The sequence below is a fragment of the Nocardia sp. NPDC050697 genome, assembly GCF_040654395.1.
Taxonomy (GTDB): Bacteria; Actinomycetota; Actinomycetes; order Mycobacteriales; family Mycobacteriaceae; genus Nocardia.
Genome location: NZ_JBFAHY010000007.1, coordinates 141,923 through 162,949 on the forward strand (window position 1 = coordinate 141,923; position 21,027 = coordinate 162,949).

The 21,027-nt window shown below is 72.9% G+C and carries 18 protein-coding genes; 10 read left to right on the forward strand and 8 right to left on the reverse strand.

All coding sequences use genetic code 11. From position 1 onward, the window contains the following. Position 1: 1 nt before the first annotated feature. The 3 genes from AB0H71_RS23935 to mca form a co-directional block, all read right to left on the reverse strand. Entirely contained in the window at positions 2-604 is a 603-nt protein-coding gene (locus AB0H71_RS23935; protein ID WP_357024891.1) for a TIGR03086 family metal-binding protein, read from the reverse strand. Between the two features lie 126 nt (positions 605-730). After that, positions 731-1,015: a hypothetical protein gene (locus AB0H71_RS23940; protein WP_067653009.1), complete on the reverse strand. Its 285-nt coding sequence runs from the start codon at positions 1,013-1,015 to the stop codon at positions 731-733. After that, positions 1,015-1,899, reverse strand: a complete 885-nt coding sequence (gene mca, locus AB0H71_RS23945) for a mycothiol conjugate amidase Mca (RefSeq protein WP_357024895.1) — start codon at positions 1,897-1,899, stop codon at positions 1,015-1,017. The genes AB0H71_RS23940 and mca overlap by 1 nt, the downstream gene beginning before the upstream one ends. 143 nt (positions 1,900-2,042) lie before the next feature. Here mca and AB0H71_RS23950 point away from each other — a divergent pair, with 143 nt between their 5' ends. Beyond that, positions 2,043-2,513 (forward strand): DUF4307 domain-containing protein, encoded by a 471-nt coding sequence (locus AB0H71_RS23950; RefSeq protein WP_357024898.1) that lies wholly within the window; start codon positions 2,043-2,045, stop codon positions 2,511-2,513. A gap of 248 nt (positions 2,514-2,761) precedes the next feature. Beyond that, positions 2,762-3,253, forward strand: coding sequence for a transcription elongation factor GreA (gene greA / locus AB0H71_RS23955; protein WP_067653570.1), 492 nt, complete (start codon positions 2,762-2,764; stop codon positions 3,251-3,253). Between the two features lie 126 nt (positions 3,254-3,379). On the opposite strand, the gene AB0H71_RS23960 is transcribed toward greA, so the two are convergent. Continuing rightward, the gene (locus tag AB0H71_RS23960) at positions 3,380-4,525 is read right to left on the reverse strand and encodes a cystathionine gamma-synthase (protein ID WP_357024901.1); all 1,146 of its coding nucleotides are present in this window, start codon (positions 4,523-4,525) and stop codon (positions 3,380-3,382) included. A 74-nt stretch (positions 4,526-4,599) separates the two neighbouring features. Here AB0H71_RS23960 and AB0H71_RS23965 point away from each other — a divergent pair, with 74 nt between their 5' ends. Together AB0H71_RS23965 and AB0H71_RS23970 are read left to right on the forward strand one after the other, a co-directional pair. Next, on the forward strand, positions 4,600-5,799 hold the full coding sequence (locus AB0H71_RS23965; RefSeq protein ID WP_357024904.1) for an acyl-CoA dehydrogenase family protein: 1,200 nt from the start codon (positions 4,600-4,602) through the stop codon (positions 5,797-5,799). Between the two features lie 157 nt (positions 5,800-5,956). After that, the gene (locus tag AB0H71_RS23970; protein WP_357024907.1) at positions 5,957-6,376 is read left to right on the forward strand and encodes a DUF4254 domain-containing protein; all 420 of its coding nucleotides are present in this window, start codon (positions 5,957-5,959) and stop codon (positions 6,374-6,376) included. Here AB0H71_RS23970 and AB0H71_RS23975 read toward each other — a convergent pair whose 3' ends face one another. Next, entirely contained in the window at positions 6,377-7,765 is a 1,389-nt protein-coding gene (locus AB0H71_RS23975; RefSeq protein ID WP_357024910.1) for a cystathionine beta-synthase, read from the reverse strand. Positions 7,766-7,980: 215 nt separating this feature from the next. Here AB0H71_RS23975 and AB0H71_RS23980 point away from each other — a divergent pair, with 215 nt between their 5' ends. The 3 genes from AB0H71_RS23980 to AB0H71_RS23990 all read left to right on the forward strand — a co-directional run bounded on the left by AB0H71_RS23980 (position 7,981) and on the right by AB0H71_RS23990 (position 10,703). Next, positions 7,981-8,442: a hypothetical protein gene (locus tag AB0H71_RS23980; protein ID WP_357024913.1), complete on the forward strand. Its 462-nt coding sequence runs from the start codon at positions 7,981-7,983 to the stop codon at positions 8,440-8,442. Between the two features lie 89 nt (positions 8,443-8,531). Continuing rightward, positions 8,532-9,434, forward strand: coding sequence for an SGNH/GDSL hydrolase family protein (locus AB0H71_RS23985; protein ID WP_357024916.1), 903 nt, complete (start codon positions 8,532-8,534; stop codon positions 9,432-9,434). A gap of 48 nt (positions 9,435-9,482) precedes the next feature. Beyond that, the gene (locus tag AB0H71_RS23990; RefSeq protein ID WP_357024919.1) at positions 9,483-10,703 is read left to right on the forward strand and encodes an acetyl-CoA C-acetyltransferase; all 1,221 of its coding nucleotides are present in this window, start codon (positions 9,483-9,485) and stop codon (positions 10,701-10,703) included. Positions 10,704-10,759: 56 nt separating this feature from the next. On the opposite strand, the gene AB0H71_RS23995 is transcribed toward AB0H71_RS23990, so the two are convergent. Both AB0H71_RS23995 and AB0H71_RS24000 read right to left on the reverse strand, forming a co-directional pair. Beyond that, positions 10,760-11,632, reverse strand: coding sequence for a Bax inhibitor-1/YccA family protein (locus AB0H71_RS23995; RefSeq protein ID WP_357024922.1), 873 nt, complete (start codon positions 11,630-11,632; stop codon positions 10,760-10,762). Positions 11,633-11,727: 95 nt separating this feature from the next. After that, positions 11,728-12,876: a methyltransferase gene (locus AB0H71_RS24000; protein ID WP_357024925.1), complete on the reverse strand. Its 1,149-nt coding sequence runs from the start codon at positions 12,874-12,876 to the stop codon at positions 11,728-11,730. 111 nt (positions 12,877-12,987) lie between these two features. On the opposite strand from AB0H71_RS24000, the gene AB0H71_RS24005 reads away from it, so the two are divergent. Continuing rightward, positions 12,988-13,578, forward strand: coding sequence for a hypothetical protein (locus tag AB0H71_RS24005; RefSeq protein WP_357024928.1), 591 nt, complete (start codon positions 12,988-12,990; stop codon positions 13,576-13,578). Between the two features lie 74 nt (positions 13,579-13,652). Then, on the forward strand, positions 13,653-14,216 hold the full coding sequence (locus AB0H71_RS24010) for a DUF305 domain-containing protein (RefSeq protein WP_357024931.1): 564 nt from the start codon (positions 13,653-13,655) through the stop codon (positions 14,214-14,216). Positions 14,217-14,219: 3 nt separating this feature from the next. Here AB0H71_RS24010 and AB0H71_RS24015 read toward each other — a convergent pair whose 3' ends face one another. Then, entirely contained in the window at positions 14,220-14,552 is a 333-nt protein-coding gene (locus tag AB0H71_RS24015) for a hypothetical protein (protein WP_357024933.1), read from the reverse strand. A gap of 297 nt (positions 14,553-14,849) precedes the next feature. Here AB0H71_RS24015 and AB0H71_RS24020 point away from each other — a divergent pair, with 297 nt between their 5' ends. After that, the gene (locus AB0H71_RS24020; RefSeq protein WP_357024936.1) at positions 14,850-21,011 is read left to right on the forward strand and encodes an amino acid adenylation domain-containing protein; all 6,162 of its coding nucleotides are present in this window, start codon (positions 14,850-14,852) and stop codon (positions 21,009-21,011) included. Positions 21,012-21,027: the final 16 nt, after the last annotated feature.

Genomic DNA, 21,027 nt, shown 5'->3' on the forward strand with positions numbered 1-21,027 from the left:
GTCAGACGCGGCGGCCAGTGTAGGCGAGTAACCGTACGTGTCCGGGGGCGTCGTCGGCCACCGGCACCGCCGCGTCGAACCAACCCGGCTGCCGGTACGGATCCAGCCCACCGGCCTCCACGACGGCATCCAGCAGCGCGGCACAGAGCGCGTCGTCGGCCAGCTCCGGCCGCCCGACGGCCAGCGCCAGATCGGTCCCGTGCACCGCGAGCTCGAGCAGGTGCGCGAGCGCCGCGCTCGGGCCGGGCAACTCGCCGAGCGGCGTCGGCACCGCGCTCTCCAGCGCGTCCGGACGACTCCAGGCGGCGCGATCCAGCTCGGCGGCGGTGGCGAAGGCGCCCTGCGGGTCGGAGCCCAGCACGTCATCGGGCAGCTCGGTGTCTGCGGTGATGTCGCTGAGCGCGGCCACCGCGCCGTACATCACGCCGACCAGGTGGTCCAGCAGGGTGTGCACATCCCAGTCGGCGCAGAGCGTGGCCGCGCCGAGCGATCCGGGTTCCAGCGCGGCGACCGCGGCACCCGCGGTGTCGAGGGCGCGGTCGATCGCGGCGACCACCGTCTCCGTCTCGATGCGGCCGATCGCGGGGTCCTGCACACGGTTCATGGGAATCCTTCTGGTCGATCGAGGCGATGCCGCCCGGAATACGCATCGCTCACCAATGGGAACCCGAAATTGTGCGGCGCGCACCGAACAGCCGCCCGGGTTGACAAGGCAGGCCGGGATTGTCGGTCAGCCCGACCCTTCGCGCCGCTTCCCGCCGGACTCCGGTTCGGTGCGGGTGATGCCGTGCTCGGTGCCGTCGTCGGCCTCCTGATCCGGCTCCGGATGCTCCGGCTCGAAGGTCGCGGGCAGGTTCTTGATGTGCCGGTTCATCGAGCGGATGAGCAGGAACGTCCCGGCCAGCAGCACGAGCACGATGATCAGCCCGAGCGGCGACGCCTTGCCGAACTCGGGCCCGGTCGGGGTGCCCGGCGTCTGCGCGAGCACCGCGGTGACGAGCGGTAGCGCGGACATCACCGGTGCTCGTCCCCGATCCCGGCGAACAGGTCGTTCTCCGGGAGCGCGGTCTTGACCCGGGTCTGCGCGAGCTCGAACTCCTCGGTCGGCCAGACCCGCCGCTGCAGCTCCAGCGGGATCGCGAAGAAGGCGCCGTTCGGGTCGATCTGGGTGGCGTGCGCGAGCAGCGCGCCGTCGCGCTGCGGGAAGTACTCCGAGCACTCGATCTGGGTGGTCACCCGCGACATCACGTCCCCGCGCTCCACCGCGTACTTGCGCGAGCGGTCCAGCCACTCCTGCAGCGGGAAGGGCTCGCCGAGCCGGTCGTACTCCTCGGCGAAGAGCTCCAGCCTGCGCAGGCTGAAGCCGTGGTTGTAGTAGAGCTTGAGCGGGGTCCACGGCTCGCCCGCGTCCGGGAACCGCTCCGGGTCGCCGGCCGCCTCGAACGCCGCCACCGAGACCTCGTAGCACCGGATGTGGTCGGGGTGCGGGTACCCGCCGGTCTCGTCGTAGGTGGTCATGACGTGCGGCCGGAACTCCCGCACCACCCGCACCAGCGCCTCGGTCGCCTCCTCCAGCGGCACCAGCGCGAAGCTGCCCTCCGGCAGCGGCGGCGGCGGATCACCCTCCGGCAGCCCGGAATCCACGAAGCCGAGCCAGGTCTGCCGCACCCCGAGCGCGGCCGCGGCGGCGGCCATCTCCTCGCGCCGGATCTCGTGGATCCGCTCCAGTACCCCCGGCGTGTCCATGGCCGGGTTGAGAATGCTGCCCGCCTCACCGCCGGTCAGCGTGACGACCAGTACCTCGTTGCCCTCGGCGGCGTACTTGGCCGTCGTCGCCGCGCCCTTGGAGGACTCGTCGTCGGGGTGCGCGTGCACCGCCATCAGCCGGAGCCCGCTCACGTCCTGTTCACTCCGTCGCTCACCGTCTCTACCTCGCGCTCTCCGCCGTCTCGTCCTCGGTGCCGTGGGCGTCCGATCCTCGCTTCCCTATAGTTCCATCCAGACCCCGTCGTATTCCGACCACCCCCGGGAGCACCGAGACCATGACCGAGCCGGACGCGCGCGCGGACGCCGCGCAGGACGAGCAGCGGCGCGCCGCCCGCCGGGCCGAGCGCTACGGCACACGCCGGAGCGGGGTGTCCGGCCGCCGCCGGGTCGCCGCCGGGCTCGGCGTGCTGGTCGCCGCCGCCGGGGTCGGCATCGGCTACCTGGGGTACCAGAAGTTCGGGCCGAAGGATGTCGAGGCCGAGCAGCTCGGCTACGTCATCGTCGACGACTCCACCCTCGACCTGCGGATCAAGGTGACCAGGGCCGATCCGGCGCAGCCGGTGGTCTGCATCGTCCGGGCGATGTCGCGCGACGGCGAGGAGACCGGGCGGCGCGAGGTGCTGGTGCTGCCATCGGAGAGCGGCACGGTCGAGGTCGGCACGCGGATCCGTGCCTCCGCGCGGCCCGCCTCCGGCAGCGTCTACGCCTGCTCCACCAGCGTGCCGGGGTACCTGCGCGCGGGCTGAACCCGGCGCGCAAAATCGACTTGACCTGCATATTTGTGAGTCATGCTAAAATAGCCTGACACACGGTTCCGGAACCCGGAGCCGTGTTTGCTGCATTGGCGGCCAACGCGGTGGATTCCAGAACGCACGACACCCCTGGCGATCGCGTCCAGCCGTCGGCCGATGCGTGCCCGCCTGCCCCGGTGGGTACAGCAGCGGTGTTCAGGGAATCCCGGCGCGCCGGGAACAACTACTAGGGAGTGATCGAGATGACCGAGAATGTGACCTGGCTGACCCAGGAGTCGCACGACAGGCTCAAGAGCGAACTCGACGCGCTCATCGCCAACCGTCCGGTCATCGCCGCCGAGATCAACGAGCGCCGCGAGGAAGGCGATCTCAAGGAGAACGGCGGCTACCACGCGGCGCGGGAGGAGCAGGGCCAGCAGGAGGCCCGCATCCGGCAGCTGCAGGAACTGCTGAACAACGCCAAGGTCGGGGTCGCGCCGACCAAGTCCGGCGTCGCGCTGCCCGGCTCGGTCGTCAAGGTCTACTACGACGGCGACGAGACCGACACCGAGACCTTCCTCATCGCCACCCGCGAGGAGGGGCTGGGCCACTCCGACCTGGAGACCTACTCGCCGAACTCGCCGCTCGGCGGCGCGCTCATCGACGCCAAGGTCGGCGAGACCAGGGAGTACACGCTGCCCAACGGCAACACCATGAAGGTGACGCTGGTCAGCGCGGAGCCCTACCACAGCTGAGCCGCGCCGCGGGGGCGCGGAGCGCGGCGGCCCCGCGCTGCCGCGCCCCCGCCCGAGCGGGCCGCCTGAACAGCAGCGGCCGCACTCGACACTCGAGTGCGGCCGCTTGTTCATGTTCCGGTATCCCTACTGCGCGAGCGCCTGCTCGACATCGGCGAGCAGGTCGGCGGCGTCCTCGATGCCGACCGAGAGCCGCACCAGGTCGGCGGGGACCTCCAGCTGCGACCCCGCGGTGGAGGCGTGCGTCATGGCGCCCGGGTGCTCGATCAGCGACTCGATCCCGCCCAGCGACTCCGCCAGCGTGAAGACCTTCGTCCCGGCGCAGAACCGGCGCGCCGCCTCCTCGCCGCCGTGCAGCCGCACCGAGAGCATCCCGCCGAAGCGCCGCATCTGCTTGGCCGCGATGCCGTGCCCGGCGTGCTCGGGCAGCCCCGGGTAGATGACGGTGGAGATGGCCGGGTGCCGGGAGAGGAACTCGGCGATCAGCTCGGCGTTGTCGCAGTGCCGCTCCATGCGCAGCGCCAGCGTCTTGGCGCCGCGCAGCGTGAGGTAGGCGTCGAACGGGCCGGGCACCGCGCCCGCGCCGTTCTGCAGGAAGGCGAACTTCTGATCGGTCTCGGCGTCGTCGGTGACCAGCGCGCCGCCGATCACGTCCGAGTGCCCGCCCAGGTACTTGGTGGTGGAGTGCAGCACGATGTCGGCGCCGAGGGTGAGCGGGGTCTGCAGGTACGGGGTGGCGAAGGTGTTGTCGACCACCAGCTTGGCGCCCGCGGTGTGCGCCACGTCGGCCAGCGCCGGGATGTCACCGATGGTGAGCAGCGGGTTGGTCGGGGTCTCGACCCAGATCAGCTTGGTGTTCGGGCGCACCGCGGCCCGGACGGCGTCCAGGTCGGCGATGTGCGCGGGCGAGTGCTCGATGCCCCACTGGGTGAACACCTTGTCGATCAGCCGGAAGGTGCCGCCGTAGGCGTCGTCCGGGATGACGATGTGGTCGCCGGGGCGCAGCAGCGCCCGCAGCGCACAGTCGGTCGCGGCCATCCCGGAGGCGAAGGCGCGGCCGTACCGGCCGAGCTCGAGGGCCGCGAGGTTTGCCTCCAGCGCGGTACGGGTCGGGTTGCCGGTGCGGGCGTACTCGTAACCGCCGCGCAACCCTCCCACCCCGTCCTGGGCGAAGGTCGAACTCGCGTAGATGGGTACGTTCACCGCGCCGGTCTGCGGGTCCGGCTCGAACCCGGCGTGCACGGCGCGGGTGGAGAATCCCAGCTCGCTCATGGCCCCAGCCTAGAACCGGCCACCGGCGTCCCCTTTCCGGGGGGTGCGTCCGCCCGCCTCGTTACGCTGACGGAATGGCGCCCGACACACCCGTGACCCTGGACGAATTGTTCGCGATCGACGCCCTGTTGCGGCCGGAGGAGCGGGAGATCCGCGACACCGTCGCCGCCTTCGCGGCCAGGCGGCTGCGCCCGCACGTCGCCGACTGGTTCGAGGCGGGCACCTTCCCGGCCCGGGAACTCGCCCCCGAGCTGGGCGAACTCGGCCTGCTCGGCATGCACCTGGAGGGCTACGGCTGCGCCGGGCTCTCCGCCACCGCCTACGGCCTGGCCTGCCAGGAGCTGGAGGCGGTGGACTCCGGCATCCGGAGCATGGTCTCGGTGCAGGGCTCGCTGGCCATGACCGCCATCCACCGCTACGGCTCCGAGGAGCAGAAGCAGCAGTGGCTCCCCGGGATGGCCGCGGGCGAGTTGCTCGGCTGCTTCGGGCTGACCGAACCGGACTTCGGCTCCAACCCCGGCGGCATGCGCACCAGGGCCAAGCGGGACGGCGACGACTGGGTGCTGGACGGCGCCAAGATGTGGATCACCAACGGCTCGGTCGCCGATGTGGCGGTGGTCTGGGCCTACACCGACCCCGAGCGGGAGGGCGGCCGCCCGGTGGTGCGCGGCTTCCTGGTCCCCACCGACGCCCCCGGCTTCGTGGCCAGGGAGATGCACCGCAAGCTCTCGCTGCGCGCCTCGATCACCGCCGAGCTGAACTTCGACGGGGTCCGGCTGCCCGCCGACGCGGTGCTGCCCGGCTCGCGCGGGCTCTCCTCGCCGCTGGCCTGCCTGGGCGAGGCGCGCTTCGGCATCGTCTTCGGCGCGCTCGGCGCGGCCCGCGACTGCCTGGCCGCGGCGATCGAGTATTCGCGCAGCCGCGAGGTCTTCGACAAGCCGCTCGCCGCCTACCAGCTCACCCAGGCGAAGCTCGCCGATCTGGCGCTGGAGTACGGCAAGGGGCAGCTGCTCGCCCTGCACCTCGGGCGGCTCAAGGACCGCGGCGAGCTCACCGCCGAGCAGGTGAGCGCAGGCAAGCTGAACAGCACCCGGGAGGCGATCGCCATCGCCCGCGAGTGCCGGACCATCCTGGGCGCCAACGGGATCACGCTGGACTACCCGGTGCTGCGGCACGCCAACAACCTGGAGTCGGTGCTCACCTACGAGGGCACCGCCGAGGTGCACCAGCTCACCCTCGGCAAGGCCCTCACCGGGAGCAATGCCTTCCGCTGAGCACAGTGTTACCGAACGTCATCGCGGGGCCACCCCGCGGTCACCCGGTGGCCGGGAATTTCCCGCATCCTGGAACGACCACGCTCCACCGGCCGTTCCAGGAGGTGCACCATGTGCACACAGCCGCTCGCTGTTCCCCCCGCCCGCGGAGTCTCCGATGCGTGACGCCGAACTCCCGGACCGCCGAGAACTCCTGGCCGCCTTCGCCGCTCCCGCCGAAGCCGGCGACGAGCCGGTGACGCGCTCCGCCGCCATGCTCGCCGAGCTGCACCGGCAGCGGCACCGCGATCCGCTCGCCGCCGCCGGAATCGACTGTCGCCGAGCCGAACTCGTCGCCGCCGTGGACCGCTGGGTCGGCGCGGCCAGACCCGCACGCGTGCGCGGCATCTCGCTCGGCGCGTTGCTCGACCGGATGGCGGCGGCGCACGTGCACGCCGACCACCTCCTGCACCACTGCGACCGGGTCTCCGACACCAGGGTGCACACCGCGTGGTATCGGCTGGCCACCCTCGCCGACGAGTGGAGCGATCTGATCGCGGGCTACCTGCCCGAGCGGGCGTCGGTGGGCAGCCGCTGACTACTTGCCGATGGCGCCGACGCTGAGGAACCCGAGCAGGTCGTGCCGAGTGATGACGCCGACCGGCTTCCCCTCCTCCACCACCATGAGCGCATCGGTCTCGGAGAGCGCCTTGGTGGCGGCGGAGATCGGCTCACCCGCGCCGATCAGCGGGAACGAGCTGCTCATGTGCTGCGCCACCGAGTCGGTGAGGTGCGCCCGCCCCTCGAACACCGCGGAGAGCAGGTCGCGCTCGGAGACGCTGCCCGCCACCTCGCCCGCCATCACCGGCGGCTCGGCGCCGACCACCGGCATCTGCGACACGCCGTACTCGCGCAGGATCTCGATGGCGTCGCGCAGCGTCTCGGAGGGGTGCGTGTGCACCAGGTCGGGCAGCGCGCCGGACTTGCCGCGCAGCACGTCGCCGACGAGCGGCTCGGCCGCGCCGTCCAGCCGCTCGCGGAGGAAGCCGTAGGAGCTCATCCACCGGTCGTTGAAGATCTTGGAGAGGTAGCCGCGGCCGCCGTCCGGCAGCAGCACCACCACGACCGCCTCCGGGTCGCGCCGGGCCACCTCGATGGCGGCGACGACCGCCATTCCGCAGGAGCCGCCGACCAGCAGCCCCTCCTCGCGGGCCAGCCTGCGGGTCATGTCGAAGGAGTCGGCGTCGGAGACCGCGATGATCTCGTCGGCGATCTGCGGGTCGTAGGCGGAGGGCCAGAAGTCCTCGCCCACGCCCTCGACCAGGTACGGCCGCCCGGTGCCGCCGGAGTAGACCGAGCCCTCGGGGTCGGCGCCGATCACCTTCACCCGGCCCTCCGACACCTCCTTGAGGTAGCGGCCCGCGCCGGTGATGGTGCCGCCGGTGCCCACGCCGGCCACGAAGTGCGTGATCTTGCCCTCGGTGTCGGCCCAGATCTCCGGCCCGGTGGTCTCGTAGTGGCTCTGCGGCCCACCGGGATTCGAGTACTGGTCCGGCTTCCAGGCACCGTCGATCTCGCGCACCAGCCGGTCCGAGACGCTGTAGTAGCTGTCCGGGTGCTCGGGCGGGACGGCGGTCGGGCAGACCACGACCTCGGCGCCGTAGGCGCGCAGCACGTTGCGCTTGTCCTCGCTCACCTTGTCCGGGCAGACGAAGACGCACTTGTAGCCGCGCTGCTGCGCCACCAGCGCCAGCCCGACCCCGGTGTTCCCGGACGTCGGCTCGACGATGGTGCCGCCGGACCGCAGCGCGCCGGACTGCTCCGCCGCCTCGATCATCTTGACCGCGATCCGGTCCTTCGAGCTGCCGCCCGGGTTCAGGTACTCGACCTTGGCCGCGACCAGCCCGGCGTCCGAACCGACCACCGAGTTCAGCCGGACCAGCGGGGTATTGCCGATGAGGTCGACGACGTGCTCCGCGATGCGCATAGCTCCATCGTTGCAGAAGCCGCCGGAACCTGCTTCTCCGCATTCCGCTCAGCGCCGGGGCGCCTGGCTGAGCAGGTCGTCGACCGACATTCCCCGCTCCCGCGCGACCGCCGGGCGCGTTGGGCGTCTCCGCGCTGTCGGGGGCCGCGGCAGCCCCGGACTCACCGCCCCCGGCACCCCGGCGCGGACCCCGCCGACCCCCTAGGATCGGCGGCATGAGGAAGCTCACCATCGCCCGCGCCGCGACCGTCCTGGCCGGGGCGGCCGTGGCGACGACGCTCGGCGCCGGGGCACAGGCCACCGCCGCCACCGTGGAGTTCCCGCAGGTGCCGACGCTGGCCCGCGGCGGGCTGTGCTGGACCAGCGTGCGGACCTGGGCCGATACCAGCCCGCAGTATCCGGGCCGGGCGATCCTGAACATGCGGGCCGAGCCGGTCGCCGGGGTCGGGCCGGGGATCTACCCGTTCGCCCCGCTCTGCGAGGTCCGCACCACCATCGCGTGGCGCAACCTGAATACCGGCGCGGCGGGGGTGTACGAGAACCTGGTGGTCACCGGGATCTACGGCAGCATCCAGTACGCGCTCTTCCAGGACACCGGGCCCGGCCGCATCGAGGTCACCGTGACCACGGACAACGCGAGCGTTCCGGCCAGGGGCAGCTTCGACGTCGCGGGCTGAGGGCACCCGCCCTCCGTCTACCCGGACAAACCGGGACCGCCGCTCGGGGCGCCCGGTTTGTAGAATGCACAAACGTGGGTGTACCTCGCATGGGTTGGCGTACCGCCGCGGCGACGGGAGCGGGCGCGGTGCTCGCCGGTTCCGGTGCCGGCACGGCCTGGTGGTTCGGGTACCGCATGCTCATGGCGCAGGCGGGCGCGGCGCGCGGCGTGATCGGCCGGGACAGCTCGAAGCCGCCCGAGGCCGACGGCATCTACGCCCCCGGCGGCGAGCCGCCCGAGCGCTGGCGCGCCGGCCGTGCATTCGACCTGCACCTGATGATCTTCGGCGACTCCACCGCCGCCGGGCTGGGCGCGCTGAGCGCCGAGGAGGTGCCCGGCGTGCGGCTGGCCCGCGGCCTGGCCGAGGCGACCGGCCGGCGCATCCGGCTCAGCACCAAGGCCATCTCCGGCGCCACCTCCAAAGGACTGGCCGGCCAGGTCGACGCCATGTTCGTGGCGGGCCCGCCGCCGGACGCCGCCGTCATCCTGGTCGGCGCCAACGATGTCACCAAGAAGCACTCGATCCGCGCCTCGGCCGCCCGGCTCAGCGCCGCGGTGACCCGGCTGCGCGAGGCCGACAGCATCGTGGTCGTCGGCACCTGCCCGAATCTCGGCATCGTCACCGCCATCGCGCAGCCGCTGCGCGCGGTGGTGGAGAACTGGAGTATCCGGCTGGCCAGGGCGCAGACCGCGGCCACCCGCGCCGCCGGCGGCCACCCGGTGCCGATGGGCAATCTGCTGGCGCCGCGGTTCCGCGCGGCCCCGGAGCTGCTCTTCGCCGCCGACGGCTTCCACCCCTCGGCCGCCGGCTACGAACTCGCCGCCGAGCACCTGCTGCCCGCGCTGCTGAACGCGCTCGGCGTCGAGGCCGGGCTGCTGCACCAGGCCGAGGCGCCGGACGCACCCGCGCCCGGCACGGATCACATTCCCGACCGAGCCGGCGCCACGTAGATTTCTACCGGCGAGTAATCGAATTCGCACCACGACAAAGGAGTCCTCATGCCAGAGGCCGTCATCGTTTCGACCGCGCGCTCCCCGATCGGCCGGGCCCGCAAGGGCTCGCTGGTGGACCTGCGCCCGGACGACCTCACCGCTCAGGTCGTGCGCGCCGCGCTGGACAAGGTGCCCAACCTCGACCCGGCCACGATCGATGACCTGATCCTGGGCTGTGGCTCGCCGGGTGGTGAGCAGGGCTTCAACATCGGCCGCAATGTCGCGGTCCAGCTGGGCTACGACACCCTGCCCGGCACCACCGTGCACCGCTACTGCGCCTCCTCGCTGCAGTCCACCCGCATGGCCTTCCACGCCATCAAGGCAGGCGAGGGCGAGGTCTTCATCTCCGCCGGTGTCGAGACCGTCTCCCGGTATGTGCACGGCTCCGCCGACTCCTGGCCCAACACCCAGAACCCGATCTACGCCGAGGCCCAGGCCCGCACGGCCGAGACCGCCAAGGGCGGGGCCGGGGCCTGGCACGACCCCCGCGAGGACGGGCTGCTGCCCGATGTCTACATCGCGATGGGCCAGACCGCGGAGAACGTCGCCACCTCGACCGGGATCACCCGCGAGGACCAGGACCGGTGGGGTGTGCGGTCGCAGAACCGCGCCGAGGCCGCGATCGCCGCCGGGTTCTTCGAGCGCGAGATCACCCCGGTCACCCTGCCCGACGGCACCGTCATCACCAAGGACGACGGCCCCCGCGCGGGCGTCACCTACGAGGCGGTCTCGCAGCTCAAGCCGGTCTTCCGCCCCGACGGCACCGTGACCGCGGGCAACTGCTGCCCGCTCAACGACGGCGCCGCCGCCCTGGTCATCATGAGCGACACCAAGGCCAAGGAACTCGGGCTCACCCCGCTCGCGCGGATCGTGGCCACCGGCGTGTCCGGGCTGTCGCCGGAGATCATGGGCCTGGGCCCGATCGAGGCCGTCAAGCGGGCGCTCGCGATCGCGGGCAAGACCATCGACGACATCGACCTGGTCGAGATCAACGAGGCCTTCGCCGTGCAGGTCCTGGGCTCGGCGCGTGAGCTGAAGATCGACGAGGACAAGCTCAACGTCTCCGGCGGCGCGATCGCCCTGGGCCACCCGTTCGGCTCGACCGGCGCCCGCATCACCACCACGCTCATCAACAACCTGCAGACCCACGACAAGCAGTTCGGGCTGGAGACCATGTGCGTCGGCGGCGGCCAGGGCATGGCACTCATCATCGAACGCCTCAGCTGAGCTGAAACGCGAAGCGGGGCGGTCGCCGATCGGCGACCGCCCCGCTTCTGTCATGACTAGTCGTTCTGGAAGTAGCTCAGCAGCCGCAGGATCTCGACATAGAGCCAGACCAGGGTGACGGTCAGCCCGAAGGCCACGCCCCAGGCCGCCTTCTCCGGCGCCTGCGCGCGGATCAGCTGATCGGCGGCGTCGAAGTCGAGCAGGAAGCTGAACGCCGCGATGGCGATGCAGACCAGGCTGAAGATGATGGCGATCGGGCCGCCGTCGCGCAGGCCGAGGCCGCCGTCGATGAAGAAGCTCGCGACCAGGTTGCCCAGCGCCAGCACCAGGACGCCGATCAGGGCGCCCACGATCATCCGGGTGAAGCGCGGCGTCACGCGGATGGCGCCGGTCTTGTAGACCACCAGCATGCCGGCGAAGACACCGAAGGTGCCGAGCACCGCCTGCCCGATCAGCGCGCTACCGCCCGCGCCGCCGAACTCGACATTGGTGAACATGAAGGACAGCGCGCCGAGGAAGAGCCCCTCCGCCACGGCGTAGGCCAGCACGATGGCCGGATTGTCCATCTTGTTGCCGAAGGTCGCGACCAGCACCAGGACCAGCCCGACGAGCCCGCCGCCGATCACGAAGGCGGGCGCCAGCGCGGTATTGGCATTGGTCAGGACGTAGGAGATGACGGCGGAGACGGCGAGCACGGCGAGCGTGGTGCCGGTCTTGGTCACCACGTCGTCGATGGTCATCGAGCGGGTGGCCGGCGGCGCCTGGTACTGCGGCGCCTCGCCGTACTGCTGCGGCGGGTACTGGCCGTACGGCTGCTGCTGCTGGCCGAACTGGCCGGCACCGGCTACGCCGGAACCGAAGTTCGCGTAACCGCCCACTCCCTCCTGCCGAGGCAGGCGCCGGAAGACTGGATTGGAGGAGGTACGCAAGGGATCCCTTTCTCGAGTCCGGATCGCGTCTACTTCTGTTCCGTACAACGTCCGCCCCCGGAAAACAGTTCCGGAGTCAGCGGACAATTCGGACTCTACCGTTCTACGTCCCGCAAACCACGTACCGATCTAGTCACCGTGAATTTCTGATTGCGGGCGATGACCTCGGTGTGGCCGACCAGCCGCGCCGTCACGCCGCGGTGGTTCAGGTGGCTGTTGTACACGGTCCACAGCTCGCCGCCGGGGCGGAGCACCCGGCCGGCCGCGGCGAACATCTTGATCGCGGAGCCGGTGTGCACGGCCGCGCCGATGTGGAAGGGCGGGTTGCAGAGCACCAGGTCGGCGCTCTGCGGCGGCAGCGAGGCCATGGCGTCGTCGCGCACCACCCGCACCCGCTCGGCCACCCCGTTCGCCGCCGCCGTCGCCACCGCCGAGGCCACCGCGGCGGCGGACTGGTCGGTGCCGGTGACGGCGATCCGCGGCCGCGAGCGGGCCAGCGCCACCGCGAGGATGCCGGTGCCGCAGCCCAGGTCGACGGCGTCGCGGGCGTCCGGCTTCATCCGATCCAGGTGCCGGAGCAGGAAGCGGGTGCCGATATCGAGCTTGGGGCCGGAGAAGGCGGCGCCGTGCGCGACGACGTCGAGCCCGAGCTCGGCCAGGTGCTCGCGCACCGGGAAGCGCGGCTCGCTCACCGGCTTCGGCCCGGCGACCAGCAGCGCCCGCGACTTCTGCCTGCCCCGGCTGGCCCGCACCTCGGTGAAGTACTCGCCGAGCACCTCGTTCATGGCCGGGGTCAGGTACTTGTCCCGGCCCGCGGCGAAGACCAGCACCCCCGGGTCGGCGTGGCGGGCGATGGCGTCGGCGGTCTCGGCCAGCCCGGCCAGCGCGCGGGGCAGCCGGAGCAGCACGACGGTGGCGCCGGTGAGCAGCGCGGCGTCCAGCGGGTGGCTGCGGTAGCGCCCGGCGAGGTCGAGCGCGCGGGCATTGGCGGCGAGCGCCAGCTCCCCGGTGAGCACGTCCTGGTGCACCCGGATGCCGTGCAGGTCGTGCGAGACGGCGGCGCCGAGGGTGAGCGCGCCGTAGCCGTCGTCGAGCACCGCGACCTGCCCCGCGCCCGCCCCGGCGAGCGCGTCCGCCGCGACGTCGAGCAGGAGGCGGTCGGCGGCGTCGACGGCATAGAGGTTCGCCGCCTCCACATCCGGATACCGGCGCAGCCGGCCCAGCACGTCGTCCACATCGCCCACGGCTCAAGTGTGCTGGATCGTTGCCCCCGCGTCGCACCGACCCCGCCCGGGAGAACCGCGGCGCGCGCCCAAATCCCGGATCCGGCCCGCTCGCGGGCATAGCATCGGCCGATGCGGACTCCGATGCTGCTGACGATTCTCGCCGTGGCCGCCGTGCTCACCGGCTGTGACGACAGCGGCCCGACGGGGCTCGCCCCCGCCCCCAACGCGGTCACCGACACGCTGGGCGCGGCCACGACGACCGCCGCGCCCGAGCCGGCCCCCACCGACGCGCAGCCCAAGCAGGGGGAGAAGAGCCGCGGCGCGATGCTCACCGTCACCGGTATCCGGATCGGCCACCACCCCGGCTTCGAGCGGGTGGTCTACGACCTCGGCGGCACCGGCACCCCCGGCTGGGTGGTCGAGTACACCGACCGGGCGGTGCAGGACGGCAGCGGGACGGTGCTGGACATCCAGGGCGGCTCGGTGCTCGAGGTGCGAATCCTCGGCTCCGCCTACCCCTTCGACACCGGGGTCACCCCGTTCGACAACTCCGAGCCGGTGCGCGAGCCGGAGGCGCCCGGCGTGCTCGGGGTGTACCGGACCATCGTGTTCGAGGGCGAGACGCAGTCCTTCATCGGGGTGCGCGGCGACCGGCCGCCCTTCGAGGTGCGCACCGCGACCGGCCCGACCCGGCTGATCGTGGATATCGCATCCTCCTGACCGGCATTGATCTTCACCGCCGGAGCGGCGCCGATCCGTTCCCCGTGGATCGGGAAGTCAGCACAGTACCCCGGGTGAAGATCATCGTCCGCCTGCTCTCGGCCGCGCTCGTCGCCGCGGCCGCGCTGCTCGCCACCGGCTGCGGTGGCGGCGACTCCGCCCCTGCCCCCGCCCCGGCCACCGCGCGAAACGGCTTGGAGCGCGGGGATATCGAGTTCCTGCACGGCCTGGCCGCGCAGCAGGAGCAGTCGGCGGAGATCGCCGGGCTGGCCGCGAAGCGCGCCGCGGATCAGCGGGTGCGCGACCTCGCGGCCGCGCTGCGGCGGCAGCGGGGGCCGGAGACGGATCGGATCACCGCGCTGCTCGCCGGTTTCGGCGAGCGGGCGGGCGCGAACACCGAGGGGTCGGGGCAGCTCGCGCTGCTCGGCGCCGAGCGGATCGCCGCGGTGGCAGCAGCCTCGGACGCGGAATTCGACCGGCAGTGGCTGGATCTGGTGATCGAGCACCACGGCCGCGCGGTCGCGCTGGCGCAGTCCGAGCTGGCGGCGGGGATAGACGGCGACACCCAGGCACTGGCCAGGGAGATCGTCACGACGCGGCAGGCGGAGACCGCCGCCGCGCGCGACCTCAGGGGCTGACGATCAGACCCGCGGCGGCACCGTCTCCCGCCACACCTCGCTGTTGAGCTCCCGGCTGCGCTCGCGCTGCCGCTGCTTCCTGCGCTGCTCGAAGACGAGCGCGGCGCCGGTCAGAGCGGCGACCACCGCGATCACCACCAGGAAGAGCGCCCCCTCCGACCAGCCGGCAAGCGAGGTGATCGCGGCGATCACGGCGGCAAGGCCACCGATGCCGAGCAGCCCGAACCCCGCCCAGTTCCTGGAGTCCGCGAGCGTCGAACCGGCCCCGCGGCTCCGGCCGCGGGCGATATCGGCGGCGCCGTCGAGCGGCGGGATCTCCCATTGCGCTTCGGTCATCACACACACCTTCGTTCGTCGAGCCGTACCGGCCGGATGCCCCCGCCCGGCACCGCGAAACGGCCGCCCCGGCCTTGACGAAATACGCCCCGAACATGGCCCGGCGCCTCCATTCGGAAGTGCTCGAATCGCACCGCGAATTCCTGGCTACATACCGAACGGCTATTGCCGGAATTCTTCCCTCGGCAAACTATCGGCACCGCCGAAACCCCCGCACGGGGAAGCGCGCAGTAGCGGGCGGGTGTCGACAGCCGTAGTATTCGGCGCGCTCAGGCCTCGCTCGACAGGACGTTCATCGTGACCAGCAGTACCCGGCACACGCCACCGTCCGCGCGCCGTGCCCGGAGCAAGCGGGCGCTTGCCGCGCGCGCGGCCACGCTCGCCGCCCTGCTCGCGGCCGCCGCGGAGCGCAACCCGGACGGTATCGCCGTGCGCTGCGGGGACGAGTCGCTCACCTACCGCGCGCTCGACGACCGCTCCACCCGGCTGGGCCGGGTGCTGCTGGCCAGGGGGGCGGCTCCGGAGTCCGCCGTCGCGGTGGCGCTGCCGCGCTCGATCGACGCCGTGGTGGCGCTGTGGGCGGTGGCGAAGACCGGCGCCGCCTACGTGCCGATCGACCCGGCGCTGCCCGCCGCGCGCCTCGACTACCAGGTGCGGGACTGCGGCGCGCTGCTCGGCGTGACCGATCGGGCGCACGCCGGAGCGCTGCCGGACCGGCTGCCCTGGCTCGCCGTCGACACCGCGGAGACCGCGGAGCTGGTCGCCGCCGAGCCCGCCGACCCCATCTCCTACCTGGACCGCCCGACGGTGCTGCGCTCCTCCAACGCGGCCTATGTGATCTACACCTCCGGCTCCACCGGGCAACCCAAGGGCGTCGCCGTCACGCACGCCGGGCTCGCCGGGCTCTGTGTGGAGCAGGTCACTCGTTTCGGCCTCACCCCGGACGCCCGCACGCTGCACTTCGCCTCGCCCAGCTTCGACGCCTCGATCCTGGAGCTGCTGCTCGCCGTCGGCGCCGCCGCGACCATGGTGATCGCGCCGCCCACCGTGCTCGGCGGCGGCGACCTGGCCGCGCTGCTGGCCGGGCACGGGGTCACGCACGCCTTCCTCACCCCGTCCACGCTGGCCACGCTGGATCCCGCGAGCGTGCCGGAGCTGCGGGTGCTCGTGGTCGGCGGCGAGCCCTGCCCGCCCGCGCTCGCCGACCGCTGGGCGGCGCACACCGCGCTCTTCAATGCCTACGGCCCCACCGAGGCCACCATCGCCGCGACGCTCGCCGGCCCGATGACGCCGGGCGCCCCGGTGACCATCGGCGCCGCGCTGCCCGGCGTGCACTGCCGGGTGCTCGACGCCAAACTGCGCCCGGTCGGCGTCGGCGTGGCCGGGGAGCTCTACCTGGGCGGTCCCGGGCTGGCCCGCGGCTACCGGGGGCGGCCCGCGCTCACCGCGCAGCGCTTCGTCGCCGACGCGAACGGCGCCCTGCTCTACCGCACCGGAGACCTGGTGCGGCGCGGCGGGACCGGCGATTTCGAGTACCTGGGGCGGCTGGACCAGCAGGTCCAGGTGCGCGGGTTCCGGATCGAGCTCGGCGAGATCGAGGCCGCGCTCGGCGCGCAGCCCGGCGTGCGCGCGGCGGTGGTCGTCGACCGGCGCTCGGCCGCGGGCGACACCGCGCTGGTCGCCTACCTCGAGCCGGACCCCGGCGCCGCCCCCGACCCGGCCGCGCTGGCCGACGCGATGGCCAGGGTGCTGCCGCGCTACATGGTGCCGAACTCCATCACGCTGCTCGACCGCATCCCGCTGACCACCTCCGGCAAGGCGGACCGCACCGCGCTGCGCGCCCGCCCGGTGGACGAGTCGCCCTACCGCCCGCCCTCCGGCGCCGGTGAGGAGCTGGTCGCCCAGGCGTTCCGCGCGGTGCTCGACCGCCCGCGGGTCGGCGCCGACGACGACTTCTTCGTGGTCGGCGGCAATTCGCTGCTCGCCACCCAGGTCGCGGCACGGCTCGGCGACGCGCTGAACGCGCAGGTGCCGCCGCGGCTGGTCTTCGACCACCCGACCGTCGCCGGGCTCGCGGTGGCGGTGCGCACCGAGCTCTTCGACCCGGCCCGGCCGCCGCTGCTGGCCAGGGCGCGGCCGGACCGGATCCCGCTCTCCCCCGCGCAGTTGCGGTTCTGGCTGCGCAACCAGTTCGACACCGCCTCCGCGGTGGACAACCTCGGCTTCGCGCTCACCCTGACCGGCGCGCTCGACGTCCCCGCGCTGCATGCCGCCTTCGCCGACGCGGTGATCCGGCACGAATCGCTGCGCACCAGGTACCCGGCCGACGCCGACGGCCCGCACCAGGTGGTGCTCGACGCCGACGCCGCGCTCTCCGCGCTCCGCGTGCACGAGGCCACCGCCGAACCCGACTCCCCCGCCGTCGCCGCCTGGGTGGACGAAATCCTGTGGCGCGGTTTCGATGTCGCGCGCGAGGTGCCGCTGCGGGTCGGGCTGCTCCGCACCGGCGACCGGCACGTGCTGGTCTGTGCCATGCACCATATCTGCGCCGACGGCTCCTCGCTGGCGCCGCTCGCCCGCGACATCGCGGCGGCCTACGCGGCGCGCAGCGCGGGCACCCCGCCCGCCTGGAAGCCGCCCGCCGTGCAGTACGCCGACTACTCGCTGTGGCAGCGCGACGTCCTCGGCTCCCGCGACGACCCGGAGTCCCCGCTCGCCCGCCAGCTCGCCTACTGGAAGCAGGAGCTCGCGGGTATCCCGGACGATCTCGAGCTGCCCGCCGACCGCCCGCGCCCCGCGGTGGCCTCGCTGCGCGGCGCCTCGGTGCAGCGCGAGGCATCGGCCGCGCTGCACGGCGCGCTGCGCAGCGTCGCGCGGCGCCACAACGCCACCGTCTTCATGGTCATGCGGACCGCGCTCGCGGTGCTCATGGCCCGGCTCTCCGGCGTCACCGACGTGACCATCGGGGTGCCGATGACGAACCGGGCCGAGGCCGCGCTGGACGACGTGGTCGGCATGTTCGTCAACACCACGGTCTCCCGCACCAGGGTGGATCCGGGCGAAAGCTTCGGCGCGCTGCTCGGCCGCACCAGGGAGCGCGATCTGGTGAACTTCGCGCACTCCGAGGTGCCGTTCGAGCACGTCGTCGATGCCGTCGACCCGCTCCGCTCGCCCGGCAGGCACCCGCTCTACCAGGTCGGCTTCGCCTTCCAGAACTTCTCCGAGGCGCGCATGTCGATGGCGGGCGTCGCCTTCTCCGGCTTCGACCTGGAGACCAGGACCTCCAAGACCGACCTGCACATCGCCGTGGTGGAGTCGCGCACCGACGACGGCGCGCCCGGGCCGATCGTGGTCCGCTTCACCTTCGCCACCGACCTCTTCGACGCCGCCACCGTGGAGCGCTTCGTCGGCGGCTACCTGCGGCTGCTGGAGCAGATCGCCGCCGAGCCGGGCCGGGTGGTCGGCGATCTCGACATCATCGAGCCGGGCGAGCTGCGGCTGCTGCGCGCCTGGTCGACCGGGCCGGTGCGGCCGGTGCCTGCGGAATCGCTGCTCGCGCCAGTGCACCGGTTCGCCGCCACCAGCCCGGACGCGGTTGCGGTGACCGGTGCGAGCGGGACGCTGACCTACGCCGAGCTCTCCGGCGCGGTCAGCCGGTTGGCGCGCTGGCTGATCGGGCGCGGCGTCGGGCCGGAGACGGTGGTGGCGGTCGCCATGCGCCGCTCGCTGGCGCAGTACATCGCGCTCTGCGCGGTGGTCGAGGCCGGTGGCGCGTGGGTGCCGATCGACCCGGACCACCCGGCCGAGCGGATCGGCTACGTGCTGGACTCCGCGCGCCCGGTCTGCGTCCTCTCCACCACCGCCGACGCCTTCACCGCGGCCCCGGCCGTGCTGGTCGACACCATCGACCTCGCCGGCTACGCCCGCTACCCGGTGACCGACGCCGAGCGCGCGGCCCCGCTGCACCCGGACAACCCCGCCTACCTCATCTACACCTCCGGCTCGACCGGCAAGCCGAAGGGCGTGGTGATCACGCACCGCGCCATCGTCAACCAGATCGAGTGGATGCGGCACGAGTACCGGGTGACCGCCGCCGATGTCTACCTGCAGAAGACGCCGGGCACCTTCGACGTCTCGCTCTGGGGGCACTTCCTGCCGCTGCGCTCCGGCGCCACGCTGGTGCTGGCCGGGCCGGACGAGCACCGCGACCCCGGCGCGCTCTCCCACCTGATCGCCGAATACCGCTGCACGCTCACCGATTTCGTGCCATCCATGCTGGCCGCCTTCGCCGCGCACTGCGAACCGGCCGAGCTGCGCACGCTGCGCGACATCTTCGTGATCGGCGAGGCGCTGCCCCCGGAGACCGCCCGCGCCTTCGCGCAGCGCTGCGCCGCCCGCGTCCACAATGTCTACGGCCCGACCGAGGCCGCGGTGAGCATCACCAAGCACCAGGTCGACCCCGCCTGCGATGCCGCGCCGCGGGTGCCGATCGGCGTCCCGGAGTGGAATTCCCGGGTGCTGGTCCTGGATTCCCGGCTCTGCCCGGTGCCGGTCGGCGCCGTCGGCGAGCTGTACCTGGCCGGGGTGCAGCTGGCCCGCGGCTACCACGGCCGGGCGGCGCTGAGCGCGGACCGCTTCGTCGCGAACCCGTACGACCACGCCGGGACCAGGATGTACCGCACCGGCGACCTGGTGCGCTGGAACCCGCAGGGCACGCTCGACTACCTCGGCCGCACCGACTTCCAGGTCAAGCTGCGCGGGCACCGGATCGAGCTGGGCGAGATCGAGGCGGCGCTGCTCGCGCTGGCCGGGGTCGGCCAGGCCGCGGTGGTGGTGAAGACCGGCGACACCGGCGACCACCTGGTCGGCTACGTCGTGCCGGAGCCCGGCGCCGCGCTCGACCCGGAGGCGCTGCGCACCGCCGTCACCGCCGCGCTGCCCTCCTACATGGTGCCGTCCGCGGTGGTCGTGCTGGCCGAGCTGCCGGTGAACACCAGCGGCAAGCTGGACCGGGCGGCGCTGCCGAGCCCGGTCTTCGCCTCGCGCTCCCTGGTGGCGCCCCGGACACCGCTGGAGGAGACCGTCGCCGCCGCCTTCGCCGAGGTGCTCGGGCTGCCCGAGGTCGGGGTGACCGACGATTTCTACGAGCTCGGCGGCTCCTCGCTGCTCGCCTTCTCGCTGCACCAGCGGCTGACCAGGGATCTCGGGCGGCGGGTGCCGATGGCCGCGCTGCTCGGCGACCCGACCGCCGCGGGGGTGGCGGGGTACATCAGCGGCGCCGACACCGCGGCCGCCGCGAACCCCGCCGACGACGCGCTGCTCGACGACGACATCTCGCCCTTCACCATGACCCCGCGCGCGGTGCTGCTCACCGGCGCCACCGGCTTCCTCGGCGCGCACCTGTTGCGCGCGCTGCTCGACCGCACCCCCGCGACGGTGTACTGCCTGGTCCGCGCGGGCTCCGACGCCCAGGCCGTGGAGCGGGTGCTGGCGGCGCTGCGGCAGTACCGGCTGCGCGAGGACGGCTTCGAGCGGGTCCGGCCGGTGCCGGGCGACCTCGCCGCGCCGCGGCTCGGCCTCGCCCCCGCCGACTACGAGCGGCTCGCCGCCGAGATCGACGTGGTGCACCACAACGGGGCCCGAGTGAACCACATCGAGCCGTACGCCCGGCTGCGCGCGGCCAATGTCGACGGCACCCGCGAGGTGCTGCGCTTCGCCCGCACCGGGCGGATCAAGCCGCTGCACTTCGTCTCCACCATCAATACCGCCGTCCGCGCCGACGGCGGGCCGGTCACCGAGGACACCCGGCTCACCGCCGGCGAGCTGCCCGCGAGCGGATACATCGCGTCCAAGTGGACCGCCGAGGAGCTGGTGCGGCAGGCCGCCGCGCGCGGGCTGCCCGCCCGCATCTACCGGCCCGGCACCATCAGCGGCACGGCGTCGGCGGGAATCAACAGCACCTCCGACGCGCTGTGGAACCTGCTGCGCGCCACCGCCGTTCTCGGCATGGCGCCCGATCTCGGGGACACCGCCGTCTCGCTGGTCCCGGTGGATTACGTCGCCGACGCCGTCGTCACCATGGCCGGGCGGGCGGGCACCGAGACCGTCTACCACCTGGTGAACCCGGAACCCGTTGCGGTGCAGGCGATCTACGAGATTCTGCGGGAGCAGGGGGTTCCGGTGGAGACCGTCCCCCTCGAGCGGGTGCGGGACGCGCTGGAGCGGGAATCCCGGCGCAGGGAGGCGCTCGGCGATGACACCCTCACCCGCGCCGCCCTGCTCACCACCGATTTCGCCGGACTCCCGGTGCATCTCGACTGGCGCGACGACCACACACAGGCGATGCTGTCAGGCACCGGCGTGCGCCGCCGACCCGTCGACCGGGACGTTCTGGCAGGGTATGTCCGGGAATTCCTGATGTCGGGGTTCATTCCAGCCCCGGCAGGGCTACCCTCGTAGTCCGTACCGACCAGGT

Excerpts from the sequence above, each read along its gene's own strand:
- AB0H71_RS23935 (WP_357024891.1), bottom strand. The coding sequence starts at position 604 with ATGAACCGTGTGCAGGACCCCGCGATCGGCCGCATCGAGACGGAGACG.
- AB0H71_RS23940 (WP_067653009.1), bottom strand. The coding sequence starts at position 1,015 with ATGTCCGCGCTACCGCTCGTCACCGCGGTGCTCGCGCAGACGCCGGGC.
- AB0H71_RS23950 (WP_357024898.1), top strand. The coding sequence starts at position 2,043 with ATGACCGAGCCGGACGCGCGCGCGGACGCCGCGCAGGACGAGCAGCGG.
- greA (WP_067653570.1), top strand. The coding sequence starts at position 2,762 with ATGACCGAGAATGTGACCTGGCTGACCCAGGAGTCGCACGACAGGCTC.
- AB0H71_RS23960 (WP_357024901.1), bottom strand. The coding sequence starts at position 4,525 with ATGAGCGAGCTGGGATTCTCCACCCGCGCCGTGCACGCCGGGTTCGAG.
- AB0H71_RS23965 (WP_357024904.1), top strand. The coding sequence starts at position 4,600 with ATGGCGCCCGACACACCCGTGACCCTGGACGAATTGTTCGCGATCGAC.
- AB0H71_RS23970 (WP_357024907.1), top strand. The coding sequence starts at position 5,957 with ATGCGTGACGCCGAACTCCCGGACCGCCGAGAACTCCTGGCCGCCTTC.
- AB0H71_RS23975 (WP_357024910.1), bottom strand. The coding sequence starts at position 7,765 with ATGCGCATCGCGGAGCACGTCGTCGACCTCATCGGCAATACCCCGCTG.
- AB0H71_RS23980 (WP_357024913.1), top strand. The coding sequence starts at position 7,981 with ATGAGGAAGCTCACCATCGCCCGCGCCGCGACCGTCCTGGCCGGGGCG.
- AB0H71_RS23985 (WP_357024916.1), top strand. The coding sequence starts at position 8,532 with ATGGGTTGGCGTACCGCCGCGGCGACGGGAGCGGGCGCGGTGCTCGCC.
- AB0H71_RS23990 (WP_357024919.1), top strand. The coding sequence starts at position 9,483 with ATGCCAGAGGCCGTCATCGTTTCGACCGCGCGCTCCCCGATCGGCCGG.
- AB0H71_RS24005 (WP_357024928.1), top strand. The coding sequence starts at position 12,988 with ATGCGGACTCCGATGCTGCTGACGATTCTCGCCGTGGCCGCCGTGCTC.
- AB0H71_RS24015 (WP_357024933.1), bottom strand. The coding sequence starts at position 14,552 with ATGACCGAAGCGCAATGGGAGATCCCGCCGCTCGACGGCGCCGCCGAT.